Genomic DNA, 14,067 nt, shown 5'->3' on the forward strand with positions numbered 1-14,067 from the left:
GCCTTACCCAATTGTGATAAGGCTCTTTTATTTAAAAATTTATTTATTAAAAGAAAGTGAGCCATTAAATAATTAGTTATTAGTGGCCTCTTTTAACCACTTTGCTGTTGGTGTGTTTGCTTGTAGCATATGTGTCGGCGTTCCTTCGAACAGAACATATCCACCTTCCTTGCCTCCTGCTGGTCCCATTTCAATAAGCCAATCACTTGCCGCAAGAAAATCCAAATTATGCTCAATAATGATAACAGAATTCCCTTTGTGCACAAGATTATGAAAAACATCTAAAAGCTTGTCATTATCTTGAGTGTGAAGTCCTAATGACGGTTCGTCCAGCAAATAGATCTGCCCCTCTTTTTTTAGTTGACTGGCCAGTTTAAGTCGCTGTACTTCTCCACCACTTAGAGAGCTTGTTGTCTGTCCTAGCGTCAAATACTCTAGCCCTACATCTTTTAATGTATTTACCTTTTTTACGATCTTTGGCAATGTAAAATAGTGATTTGTTTCATCTATCGTAAGATCCAAAACCTCTACTATATTCTTCCCTTGGTATTGATAAGATAAAGCTTCTTCCGAATACCTTGTGCCTCCACAAGCTTCACAAGTAACAGTTACCGGGTCTGCAAAAGCTACGTCTGGAGTGGTCACTCCCTTTCCATCACAATAAGGGCATGCTCCTAAGGAATTAAAGCTAAATAATCCAGCTGGCTGTCCTGTTTCCTTCGCAAAAATTGAACGGATATCATCCATAATTCCCATATAAGTAGCAAGTGTCGAACGGCTGGATGTTCCGATACTCCCTTGGCTTACCGCTATGGTGTCGGGGTACTTTTCTTTGAATGCCTGAAACATTAAGGAGCTTTTTCCTGAACCTGAAACTCCACATACAGAGACTAAGACATTTTTAGGTATCTCCACACTTATATCTTTCAAGTTATTATCAGTCGCTTTTGTTATAGTAAAATATGCTTCCGCTTCTCTTGGATTTTTATTTACCACTGGTTTATGAGACAGGTCCGTAATAGCAGAAGCTTTATTTAGCCCTTCCAGTTCACCTTGATATACTATTTCACCACCATGCACCCCCGCTCCCGGGCCCATCTCGATTATTTCATCTGCTGCGTTTATGACAGTGAGATTATGTTCGATAATAACTACGGTATTATGATTATCACGCAATGTTTTAAGCATGTAGATCAATTTATCTATTTCTTCTGGATGAAGACCAGCACTAGGTTCGTCGAAAATGTACGTCATATTGTTTAGACTGCTACCCAGATGACGAGCAATTTTCACCCGTTGTGCTTCCCCACCTGAAAGAGTCCCCATCTTTCTAGCCAGACTCAAATACCCTAATCCTAACTCAACCAGTTGCTGTACACTGGGAATTGCCTGCTGTGCGATCGATCTGCCAATCGGGTCTGTTATTTTAGACAACTCTACAAGTAATTCTGTCAATTCCAATTGATCATATTCTGCAATATTAAATCCATTTATTTTACATTCCAGAACTTTAGGATTTAGGCCTGAACCTTCACAAACAGGACATAATGTATGCGTGGATACAGCTAAAACATCATCCTGAGATGTTTGTTTTAACTTTGAGACATCCCTGTTAATGTAAAGTCGTGCAAACCTAGGTAGTAATCCATCCCACTCATGATCATGAGGACCGTCTTTCGTATGGAAAGGCGCAAAGACCCGTTCTCCTTCCGGTGGTCCATAAATGAATAAGTCAAACATTTCTTTTGGATAATCCTTTATCGGTATGTCAGGATTAAATAATCCACCAGTGATCATCCATCTGCCTTGCCATCCTGAAGGAGATAGTGGTTTAAATCTTACTGCATACTCTCGAAGTGATTTATCTAAATCGACAAGCTTATTTAAATCAGGAGCAATAACCTCGCCATACCCATTACATTCAGGACATTTGCCAAAAGAACTCTGACTCGAAAAGTCGGTAGCTGTACCTATAGGCGGACTGCCAATTCGAGAGAACAATAGCCGAATCAATGGATGGATGTCCATATAGGTCCCAACTGTCGAGCGAGAATTACTGCCAACAGCTTTTTGTTCTACTACTACGACTGGACTCAAATGCTGCATCAGATCAGCATGAGGTCTTTCATATCTCGGCATCTGGTTTCTGACATAGAGAGGATAATTCAACGTCATTTGTCTTCTGCTTTCCGTCGCCAATGTATCAAAAACAACTGAGCTTTTTCCTGAACCTGAAATACCAGTAAATACATTTATTTTCTCTTTAGGTATATTGATGTCTATGTTTTTTAAATTATTTTCTTGAAGTCCTTTTAAAATAATTTCATCCTTATTTTTCGCCACTATTTATCCTCCGTTTTCTAGGTATATGTTTCACTATAGAGTAGTTCCCTGTTTTGTGGTTGTGTACACTGGGTGGTGTAGGTAGTTTTTTTTGTGGAGTTTGTTAAATTTCTTGTTTGTTGGAAATATTGTAACTGTAAAAAATGAAGTTTGCTTTAAAAAGCCTATCTCCTCTTGGAAATAGACTTTTCTTGTTATCTTAATACTAATTTTGTTACACACTCCACATGTCCAGAGTGTATGTGGCAATACATGGGGTGCTAATAAAGTGTACTTTCAAGATAACATCAGAGAATAAATGCTTGTTTTATTATTCTTTTTATGAAGATTGAATAACTGGTTTTAAACCGCCTTACTTTTCTGTTTCATTATTACCGAAAGATATCCCCCTTAGTATAATATATATAAAATTCGTTATTAAAAAGATAATCTTTTTCTACAAAGATATACTTGTTTCCCCTTGTTTTAAAAAACCTGTAACCAAGAAAGAAACAGATTGATAAATTAGTTTTTCCTTTTTCACTAAAAACATTTCTCCCTTTATCTTTTCAAAGGCGAACTTCGTATTGTTATACAGAAAATGGATATCGAGAAATAATTCAGATATTCCATATCGATGGTTTATGTTACTTATAATCTTAGAAACTTCGTCCCTACCATTTACATAATTATGGATATAGGTTAAATTTTAAATATAAGGAAACCTATTCCAATTAAGTTAAATAAATGATAAATAAAAAGGTGAGGCTATCGGTAATTATCAAATGTAAATATTTAAAGAACTTTGAAATACCTTCAATAATTTCTGGATTGCCTGGATATTCATTCCTAAAATGATTTTGAATAAACCATATTCTGTTTATGAAACTTCTGGGAACTTATTAGAAAGGAGAAGATTAGATGGATTTTGAAGTCCTAGACCCAGACACAAGACCAACATATCGACAGCCAGATACAATATTTTTAATTAGAGACCGTTGGGACGACTGGTTTGAATTCGAAACTCAATATCATATGTCTTATTATAACGAGGAGGGTGATTTAACTTTTATTGGTAACGTTAAAATTGGTGAGTTCAATATGGAATCTGGACAAAGAAGACCTAATATAGAAAACTCTTTTGAAGCATTAAATGATTGTTTCTTCTCTCTAGGTCAAGAAGAAGAATATTATCAGAACTTAAATAAAATTGGTGAAGAATTCAGATACCAAGTTCTAACACGCTTAAAAGATGTAGCTTTGAATCAGGAACTTTTCCGTAAGGCAGCAGCTGAAAGAGTAATGGACCTTTCTTTGATGAGGGGTATAGCTAAATCTTCAGTAAAAGGAAGACTAAGAAAGTTAGCTAACGGAGATGCAAGTCTCACACATTATAGTTTTATTTATAAGAACCCTAATACCGATATAGAAGTGTCATTTGAAGTACACCCTAATTCCAAACCTCCCACTAATATTCACTCAATAATAGGAAGAAATGGCGTGGGAAAAACCCATTTATTGAATAATATGATACGCTCTATTTTATACAATAAAAATAATTTCGGAAGATTTACATCGTACGAAGATTTACCGATTGAAGAACTATTTGCGAATTTAGTATTTGTTTCTTTTAGTGCTTTTGATTCAAAACCTCCTGTTTTAAGTTCAGAAACAAAAGAATTTCCAATTAATTATTCATACATAGGTTTAAAGGAAGAAGTGGATACAAATAAAGAAGGCTCCTTTAGAACAAAAAGCACAAATAAATTAACTGAAGAGTTTGTTGTAAGTCTGCTTAATTGCATAAACAGCGCAAAAAGGACGAGGTGGCAAGAAGCTGTACAGATGCTAGAATCTGATCCTGTTTTTAATGGGTTAGGTATTACACAAATACCTTATATAACTGATGATATAGAACTGATCAAGTATGCTAACAAATTATTTGATAAAAAATTGAGTTCGGGACATAAAATTGTTCTTTTAACAATTACTAAATTAGTTGAAAAAGTTGAAGAAAAAAGTTTAGTGATTTTAGACGAACCTGAAGCACACCTTCATCCTCCCCTCTTATCCGCATTTGTTAGATCTTTATCAAATTTGCTCATTAAAAGAAATGGTGTCGCAATTACAGCAACACATTCACCTGTAATTCTTCAAGAGATACCTTACAGTTGCGCGTGGAAAATTAGGAGAGTTGGAGAAGTTGTTGTTACAGAGAGACTCGAAATTGAATCATTTGGTGAAAATATTGGATCATTAACTAGGGAAGTTTTCGGGTTAGAAGTAATCAATTCAGGTTTCCATAAAATGTTATTGGAAGCAGTTCTAGAATATCGCGATTATGATAAAGTGGTAGAACACTTTAACGGAGAGCTAGGGAAAGAAGCTTTGTTTATTATACAATCTTTATTAATTAACTTAGAGTAGAGGGAGAGAAAATAATTTATGCGCAGCCTCTTTAAACCCGCTATGTCTGTAGATGAAGTTTTTGAAGCATGTGTCAGTAACATCAAAGATGAAACCTTTTTAAATAAAATGATAGAATCAAAACCTTTTATAATAGCTGATTCTAATACATACGACAATTTAGCCTCTTCAAGATGTCTCATGGATTTTTCTTCAGACATTAGAATAGATAAGGCCTCTATGAAAAAAATGTATGAACAAAAATTAGTAGGAGGACCAGGTAGGAGTTTTTATAATATAATTATAGCTTCTCCACCTCACGGTAAATGCCCACTTTGTGGAGAAAGAGATGCAACGAATTTAGATCACCACTTACCTAAAGCGCACTATGCTTCTGTAGCAATTACACCATACAATCTTGTGCCTATTTGTAAAGACTGTAACTTTATTAAATTAGATAATAAACCTAATAGTGAAGAAAACGTCCCCCTTAATCCCTATTACGATAATATTGAAGATGACAGGTGGTTATTCGCTGAGATAGGTGTAGAGAATGATAAAATTTTTTACTATTACGAAGTAAAGTGTCCGGATTGGTGGGATGAGACATTAAAAAGGAAGGTACACAATTACTTCAATAAGTTAGAATTAAATAAACTATATTCTAAGAATGCACTAATTGAAATAAATGACTTTATAGATTATTTGTTAGACATTTTTCTAACAGGTGGAGTTGAGGCTCTTCAGAAAACATTGGAAGGAATTGCAAACAGTTGTGAACGTTCAAGATTAAATTCATGGAAAACAGCACTATATAGTTCCCTTTCGAGTAACAGATGGTTTTTAACTGAAGGAATAAAGTACTATATGGATTAAAACACAGGAAGAAATTCCATTAGGTATATTGTTTTATGGTGCCTGTCAATTCCCGAATTATGTCATGCCGATTTTTATTAGATTACCAAAAAAGCCTTATTCTAATAAAAATAAGGCTCTTTATTTGGTGCTTTACTTCTGTATCCCCATAATAAACTTCTCTAACCTCACTACACATGTCTATAGTTTATGTGGCAACACACGGGGTGCTGGTGAGTTTATATACCTACAAACAAAATTAGTTTATTTAATTACTTTAAGATTGTTTGCTTAAGTTGGTCTCTAACTACTGTAACTAAATCTTGGGATATATTCTTTTAAGCAAAACCCGTTCGCCAATCGAGAGATGTGGATTGGTGGGGTTCTATTAGAACCATCTTCAAAATAATAAACATTTTTATTATTTAGGAAACCATCCCAAACTTCTCTCTTCCTTGTTTTATATTCCTTGTCGCTCCCCCAAGCAACAATAATAGTTTCAGCGCTATCGACTGCTTTTTGAAGATAATAATCATTGTCTTTACCAATAAATTCTTGTTTTGCTTTTAGTTTACTAGAGTCAATTTCAATAAATGCGTATAGATTAACAACTTCCAATGAACCATATTGATTGTCAATACAAAAGTTAAGGCACCGATTAATTGATAAATCATTTTTCATAGTATTTGCGATACTTGGGTTTAACATTATAATAATGGCTTTTTTTAGATTCTTATCCCATGTTCTTGTTAATGAATATCTAAAAAAGGGACTGATATCATCATCAAATATTGCATCGAATTCCATTATTCTCCTCATAAAATGGTCCCCCTATTAACTTCGCTAAGTCATATCCCCATTCTGAAATAGCGTATCTAAACTTTTACTCACCGTTTCTTTGTCCTAAAGTAAAATATAATATTTTATTATCTACTGATAAATTGCTAAGACTTCGAATACAATCACATCTTCATCACTTTTAATATTTTCAATACCTTCAAACTCCTGATCCTCCATTTGCCTTCTCAAAGCTCTATTTAAAGAAAGTAAATCCTTCATTACATCAAAGACTACTATAGGGGTGCTTTTAACATCTTTACGGGTTAATACCTTAGCAATAATAGTCACTTCTTCATCTTCAAAATCTTCTAATTCTTCTAATTGGTACTTTAAATTATTTGAATTTAATTTTGAAAACCCAATTCTATTTTTAAATTTATCACTACCCAAAAACACAGGAATCTTTGTACTTTCTTTTCCAAACACCTTATTAAATACTTCTTCTTCTCCCTCATTTTCCAGATCCATTTGTGCAGTTAACATTGGTTTAAACTCGTTAATTAAATCCATCATATCGAATTGTACCGGAATATTAAAATCGCCTTCAAAACGTACAATTGCGGTTTTAGGAATAGTTTCAATGTCATAATCCTCATTTTCTATCAAATCAAAGTAGTTGTCTTGACCCTTTTGTTCAAGAAGTTCTTCAAGCTCATTACAATCAAAAATTGGATTATCAATAATTTCACCTTCAACTTCGTCGGTATCACCATATTTTCCTGATACCACCGGGATTTTACCTTGGACTGATTTAGAAGTATTCCTTCTAACCTTTTTAATATCAACCTGTCTTTCTCCTTTTAACAAAGCACTGTATTCCGCTACTTTTTGCGAATCAAAGTAAACTAGGTTTTTAAACATTTATGAATTACTCCTCTCTATTTTATTGCTTTACTTTCTTTAATTAGCAATATAGTTTTATATAGTAACTTCCCTTTGATGAAATGAAAATGAAATGCATGAAAAAACAATTGCTTTTTATTAGCAAATGGTTTAATTTATAAAAAATCCTACCAAGGTCAGATGAGTTGAGCCGATGCAGAAAATCAACGTAGCAATCATTAGTCAAGGTCTCTTTACTGCTGTTTTTCGACCGGATTGCGAGACTTAGAGGAGCGGGAACGGCTCCTTGCAGTAACGGTTCGGTGGAGTTTCGATTGGCAACAGTCAATGGGTACTTAGGTATAATGTATGCTGGGCGAAACCGTTTACGCTTTTAAGCTAATGCTAAGTAGAAGAAATTCAGGTATTAAACAGCAGATACATAAAATATAATACCCCTCCTCTGTCCAAGAATTCCATTTTTCTTGAGACAGGGAGGAGGAAATTCATTCATGTGTATGGGTACTCGTCTAACATATGTCATCCGCTATGGTAAATGGTTATCAGAGGATTGGGTTTAAAGCACTCCTTAGAGTGCTGGAAATAGTGGATAATACACATGAAGTATTACATAGAAATAACCTGTTACCATACACAAATCACAATTAAGGGTTCCTTAAGTAATTCTATCTCAACTCATTATCCAAAGGTACAATGACATTATCCAATGTCTTTCTCCACTGTCGTTTCATTTCTGGTCCGTATTTCAATGGCTTTGCATCGGGATGTACGGCTTTATACTTGTCAAATCGCTTACTGTTAATAACTCCGGCGATATTGGGTATAGGATCTGTCCCAATCTCATACTGAATGGCAGACAAATGCAACTCTCTTTCTTCTACAAACCACGTTTGCGCGAACTCTTCTATAGTTTTATTATATGCCTCCGTAAAGAAACGTCGCTTCACTGTGAGAATATCTTCCTCTGAGTCTACCTCTTGGGCATCAATTGCATTCAAAATGGCATTGTATACGTCTTTAACCACTTCTGATTTATTCAGTTTCTGCAGGGCTTTTTCAATTTCTTCACGGATATCCTGGTTATTGGCTGCATAGGTTTCTAATAGTTTGTCAATATAGGTAGAGTCGATATCATAGACCTTCGTTGCATTTTGTGCATAGAATTCAATGTCTGAAAAGTCAGGAGGCGGTCCCTCTTTTTCCCCTTCATCTACCAGTGAGCCTTTAACCGTGTTGTAGACACCTATACTTTCTTTTATGGTGTCCACCTGATTGCGAATGGTTTGCGAATTCTCCACATCATCATTGTAATCATCATATGTAACCAGAGCTTCATAGGAATTATTTAGCTCCTGGTAAGCTTTCACAAATTCAACCCGTGTTTCCAGCGGGGATTTCTCGTCAATATCGTTTGGATTAGAAACTACCGCTGTTAGTTTTTTGTGAGCCTTTTTAAAGCGTTTTTTCGTTTCTTCATATGTTGGATATACAAGTGTAGATTCCTCTTGTTCTTGGGAATATAACTTCGTGGCATCCTTGACATTCTGCTCCATGGTATATGGCTTGCGGAATGTCACGATTAAACCTTTTGTCTTTTCTGGATAAGTACGATTGGTACGGGAAAAGGCTTGTATCAAATTGGCATAACTCAAATTACGATCCACAAATAAAGTCTGGATGGTTGGTGCATCAAAACCGGTCAACAGACGGTCAACAACAATAACTAAGTCTATTTGTCTGCCGATTTTTTTGAACTCTGCCTTCTTACGGGCTAAGCGATTATTAATATCCCCATTATACCGTTCAATGTCTTCTATCGACCAGGCGGTGTCATAATAAGCATTGTAGTCCTGGATGATCTTCTTCATTTCATCCTGTGCCTGCTTGGAGTCTTCCTCGTTTTCCTGTATCGAATATGTTATGGCGATACGGGGAAAATCAGGATCATCCATCGTGCGCCCTGTTCTAATCGGATGTTCTGAGAACTCTTTTGCCAGCCAATCTGGATCTTTGGTCATTTCCTTAATTGCCCAATAATATCGTTTCGCCATATCAATGGAACTTGTTGTTAAAATAGCAGACATTTGCGGACGGCCATTTTGAAAATCAAATTTGGTATAAGCATTATCCGGCCGGAAAATTTTGTGGATGACCTTGTGAATATGATCCTCATTTTCAAACGAAGATGGATCAAGATATGCTTCCTTTTCCATGCCATCCATTTGGTCGATTGTATCGTTCAATTCGTCAGCACTAAAATTGGCGTACTTTTCTTTGAGACGTAGCTGATCATAGATACGATTATTTAATGATGTGGGCTCAATCGTATCTTCATGCTCCACCTGGAACCCTAAAACAGCGCCATCCTCTAAGGCGTTTTTAATCGTATATGTATGCAAAACTTCCCCATATTGATCATGGGTAGTGCGGGCTAATTGGCCTTTTGCCTGTTTTTTATTTACTTCGAATATCGGCGTGCCGGTAAAGCCAAACCATGTGGAGTTTGGAAAAAACCCCTTGATCACTTGCATTCCTTCTGCACTCAACGCCCGGTGGCATTCATCTACAACAAAGACAATATGTTGTGCCATTAGTTTTTTAAAGCGCTTGGTGCCTTTTTGTTCTTCCTGCCTTTGGGCATGGCGCAATGCGGATTCTAATTTTTGTCTTGTGGTAATAATCACGGTATTGGAGTTGGTATCCGATAACAGTGTAGCACTTAACTCTTTTGCACTTCCGGTACCCACAATTAAGCTATTTGACTTGGCGGTACCAGAGGAAATGCCGGTATTAAACTCGGAAGCAAATTTAGTGAATTCCGTTGTCGTTTGGTTGTCCAAGTCTTTTCGGTCAATGAGCATAATGGTACGATCTACCCCTGGTTTACGTGCTAATAGCTTTGTAGACACAAAACTGGTCAGTGTTTTTCCCGAGCCAGTCGCATGCCAAATATACCCTGAGTTATGCTTCATGGCAGAGGTGAATAATGCTTCAATCGCATGAATTTGGTACGGGTGTAATACCATTAACGCCTTGTTATCGTGATCTTCGCTTACAATTGTATAATTGGCAATCAGGCGATGAGCATCGGGAATGTTTAATACCTGTTTCACAAATTCATAAAGATTGTCTACTTTTCGGTTGTCAGTTGTCCGCCAGCTGAAGACAAACTTCTTGTGCATGTCTTTTGGCATCGCATTAGCAAAATAGCGGGTGGTCTGCTCATTGGAAATAATAAATAATTGCAGGGTAGAGAAAATATTATTTCTAAACATCCCTTCTTCTGCGTATTTCTTTATTTGATTAAAGGCTTGGAATACACCGTCTTTAGCACTGACTTGTTTCAGTTCCATTTGCACAATGGGCAACCCATTGATTAAGAGTGTCACATCAAAGCGGCGATCCCGGTCATCCCTATTCGCCTTTTGTTTTGCAATTTGGTGCACCACTTCATATGTAGAGATTCCTCCACCAATATCTTGGTTGGAGTACAACATGAGAGACATGGAATCAAGGGAACTGTCATCACGTTCAATGGTAATGCGGGCAATCCCATTTTCCCCTTTCAGCCATCTGGCAGCATTAAAAGGGGTCCGTGTTTTTAATAGTAATTCTGTTTTAATCTTGTCAAATTCATTATCAGTGATGGGGTGTTCCCCAATCTCTGATAAGTTATTTTGCGTAATCTTTTGGCGCAGGTTCTTCCATAGGTCTTCTTCTGATTTTAAGTCTGGACGATAATTCCACTGATTATGGCCTTCTCCCAATACTTCAATGAGCCGGCGTTCCACTTCACCTTCATTGTTGTGCGGTATCTTTGTCATGTTTGTGCCTCCTCTCTAGTTGCTTAGACAAACATTTTTTGCAAGAATGCTTTTTTGGTTTCTTGTAAGACGGTTAATTCACGTTGATGAAGGGTGATAGTATTTTCAAGACTATCAAATAAGTCCACAATCTTTTTCTGCTCCTGTTCATTTGGAAATATAATATCCATATCAGCAATCATTTCCATACGTACAGAATCAACAGATGTTTTGGCAGTCATTGCCATAACCCTTCGATAAAAATTTTTAGAAAAGTAATAGTAAAAATATTTTGCTGAGACAGTACTATTGAAATCGTACATCCTATATACTCTTTGGTGTAAATTATATTTTCCATTTACATAATGAAAGACTTTTCCTGTTCCAACTCCATCTCCAACTGTCAATACTGCTTCTTGATCATAGAGAAAATCGTTGCTTCTCTCAATAGTTGCCGAACGAACGTAGAATGGATATTTACCATATTCAACCTTATCCTGGGTATTTCCCTTTCCAGTTGAAATTGTGCATAATTCTCTAGCCTTACAATGTTCCCACTCCCCAGTAAATCCAGGAAATCGAACCTCTGGCACGGTCTCTCCTTCTTTTGGAAACATCTTTTGCAAGAACCCTTGTTTTGTTTGTTTGAGGGTGGTTAGTTCTTGCTGATGAAGAGCGATAGTGTCATCTAGTTGTTTGAAGAAGTTGCCGATTTTGATTTGCTCTTCCATTGCGGGAAATGTAATAATAAACTTTCTAATGTTTCCCATACTTAATGCTGGTTGAGAAGAAGTTGCAATCCATGTTTCAATCTCTTTATTTCTGAATGTTGGGTGCATAAATAGTTGAATAAGGTATTCTGGTTTTATTGATTCGGCCCTAATCCTTGAGACATTCGGTGCTAAATACCAATTAACATTTTTCGGAACAATTGCTGATTCCCCAACAGTTCCAACATAAGTAAAAACAATATCCCCGGCTAATAATTTGCTTCGATTCAATTTAGAAAAATCACTATTATCTATATACTTAACATCTTTAAAAATAAAGCTGCCATTTTTTACATTCAGTCCTCTAATCGCAGGAATACTTCCTACATCAGAATAATTAACGTAATTTGTAAATTCAAAACCAGCAAGTTTTGTCACATCTGATAAATCTCCTAACTCACACTGTTCCCAATCCCCAGTAAACCCCGGAAACCTTATTTCTGGTACTCGCTTATTTCCCACAATTAAACACCTCTAATGCACCCTTCATCCATTCTGCATTTTCTTCACCATATTCTAACGAAGAAATCACATCATACAGGCTAGATTCCAGCTCTGCCTTTTCTTTCCGAATATCTTTAATAGTTGAACCAACTGCAGCCATATCCACAGGTTCTTCTTCCTCAAAAGTATCTACATACCGAGGAATGTTTAAGTTGAAGTCATTCTCTTTGAGTTCCTCAAATGTAGCGACATGAGCGTATTTCTCAACATCTTCTCGTGCTTTATACGTTTCCACAACCTTATCAATATTTTCTTTGGTAAGTTTATTTTGGTTTTTCCCCTTTGTAAACTCACTACTTGCATTAATAAACAAAACATCTCTTGTGGTACGATTCTTTTTTAGGATTATAACGGTTGTTGGAATCGATGTCCCAAAAAATAAGTTTGCCGGCATGCCGATTACAGCATAGATGCCGCCATCCTCTAATAATTTCTTGCGAATGATACCTTCTGCAGCCCCTCGGAAAAGTACACCATGCGGTAAGACAATTGCCATTGTTCCCGAATCTTTCAAATGATAGTAACCATGTAATAAAAAAGCAAAGTCTGCTTTTGATTTTGGTGCTAGTTTGCCGTAACGGTTGAAACGAGAATCATCCATGAATGTGGCATCGGAAGACCATTTTGCAGAGTATGGCGGATTCATGAGCACAGAATCAAAGGTATACGGCTCATCTGTCGGCCAATCTTTGTTCAATGTATCACCATTGCTTAAACGCATATCCTCTTTATTTACCCCATGTAGGAGTAAGTTCATTTTCGCCAGATTAAAGGTCGTTGTATTTAGTTCCTGTCCATGATATTTTACACTTTCGGGATGATGAATATAGTTTCGAATATTCAGCATCAGAGAACCCGATCCCATCGTTGGGTCGTATACGCTAAATAGCTTTTTATGCTCTTGACCAATTGCAGCAATCCGAGCCATCATGACCGATACTGCATGGGGGGTATAGAATTCGCCAGCTTTTTTTCCGGCTTCCGAAGCAAATTGGCCAATCAAAAACTCATAAGCATCCCCAATGACGTCTCCATCGTGCCCCAATAGATTAATATGATTAAGTTTCTTCAATACTTCTGAGATGGTAATATTCCGTTGCTGATCATCTGATCCCAGTTTTTTGGAGGTTAAATCTACATCATCAAATAAGCCATTGAATTGGTCATATTTCGTAGACAAATCGATAAAGGCTTTATTCAAATCGTTCAATTGAAACGTGTTCAGTGCAGCTTCATTCGTTAATACATTGAATAAATAATCGGGTTCAATATCATAGCCCAGGGTGTCCACCAATGTTTCAATCAAGTCATTCTTTATCTCTTCATCAGCTAATAAGTCTATGTACAATTGTGTCTGCTTTTCTTTTGTGTTGTATTCCTCTTGCGGCTCGTCAGCTATTTCGACTACCTTTTCCAGTAATCTATCAGACAAATATTTATAAAAGATTAATCCTAATAGGTAGTTTTTATATTCCGATGCATCCATCTTGCTTCGCAGATTGTCTGCCGCGCTAAATAACCTTGTGTTTAATTCAGTCATGTTGGTTCCTCACTTTTCTATCGTTTATCTATTTAATTAGACCTATTACATATTCCTAATACAATAATACCAGTGTTCGTTCTGTTATTAAATAACTAAATACCAGATGTTGGCGGTTAATGTTGCCTCACTTCCCGACGCACTCGACGTGGCTTGAGAGGATAGAATGAATGTCATTTGAAAC

8 protein-coding genes are annotated in these 14,067 nt (G+C 36.4%); 2 read left to right on the forward strand and 6 right to left on the reverse strand.

The window, feature by feature from the left end; translation table 11 throughout:
* Positions 1–72: 72 nt before the first annotated feature.
* Positions 73–2,343 carry an ATP-binding cassette domain-containing protein gene (locus JCM12304_RS15065; protein WP_060681306.1) on the reverse strand — a complete coding sequence of 757 codons (2,271 nt, stop codon included), beginning with the start codon at positions 2,341–2,343 and terminating at the stop codon, positions 73–75.
* A 900-nt stretch (positions 2,344–3,243) separates the two neighbouring features.
* Between JCM12304_RS15065 and JCM12304_RS15070 the strand changes: the two genes are divergently transcribed.
* Positions 3,244–4,749, forward strand: coding sequence for an AAA family ATPase (locus tag JCM12304_RS15070; protein WP_060681308.1), 1,506 nt, complete (start codon positions 3,244–3,246; stop codon positions 4,747–4,749).
* A gap of 42 nt (positions 4,750–4,791) precedes the next feature.
* Positions 4,792–5,604 carry an HNH endonuclease gene (locus JCM12304_RS15075; protein WP_172675301.1) on the forward strand — a complete coding sequence of 271 codons (813 nt, stop codon included), beginning with the start codon at positions 4,792–4,794 and terminating at the stop codon, positions 5,602–5,604.
* A 282-nt stretch (positions 5,605–5,886) separates the two neighbouring features.
* On the opposite strand, the gene JCM12304_RS15080 is transcribed toward JCM12304_RS15075, so the two are convergent.
* The 5 genes from JCM12304_RS15080 to JCM12304_RS15100 form a co-directional block, all read right to left on the reverse strand.
* Positions 5,887–6,390 carry a DUF1643 domain-containing protein gene (locus tag JCM12304_RS15080; RefSeq protein WP_172675302.1) on the reverse strand — a complete coding sequence of 168 codons (504 nt, stop codon included), beginning with the start codon at positions 6,388–6,390 and terminating at the stop codon, positions 5,887–5,889.
* Positions 6,391–6,513: 123 nt separating this feature from the next.
* Entirely contained in the window at positions 6,514–7,284 is a 771-nt protein-coding gene (locus JCM12304_RS15085) for a DUF6414 family protein (protein ID WP_060681314.1), read from the reverse strand.
* A gap of 647 nt (positions 7,285–7,931) precedes the next feature.
* Entirely contained in the window at positions 7,932–11,090 is a 3,159-nt protein-coding gene (locus JCM12304_RS15090; RefSeq protein WP_060681316.1) for a type I restriction endonuclease subunit R, read from the reverse strand.
* A gap of 23 nt (positions 11,091–11,113) precedes the next feature.
* A complete protein-coding gene (locus JCM12304_RS15095; protein ID WP_060681318.1) occupies positions 11,114–12,301 on the reverse strand; it encodes a restriction endonuclease subunit S in 1,188 nt (395 codons plus the stop codon).
* Complete coding sequence (locus JCM12304_RS15100; protein WP_060681320.1) at positions 12,291–13,883, reverse strand: type I restriction-modification system subunit M; 1,593 nt, start codon at positions 13,881–13,883, stop codon at positions 12,291–12,293. Before JCM12304_RS15100 ends, JCM12304_RS15095 begins: the two co-directional genes overlap by 11 nt.
* Between the last annotated feature and the right edge of the window lie 184 nt (positions 13,884–14,067).

Origin of the sequence: Virgibacillus halodenitrificans JCM 12304 (assembly GCF_001310895.1) — a bacterium.
GTDB lineage: Bacteria > Bacillota > Bacilli > Bacillales > Amphibacillaceae > Virgibacillus_Q > Virgibacillus_Q halodenitrificans.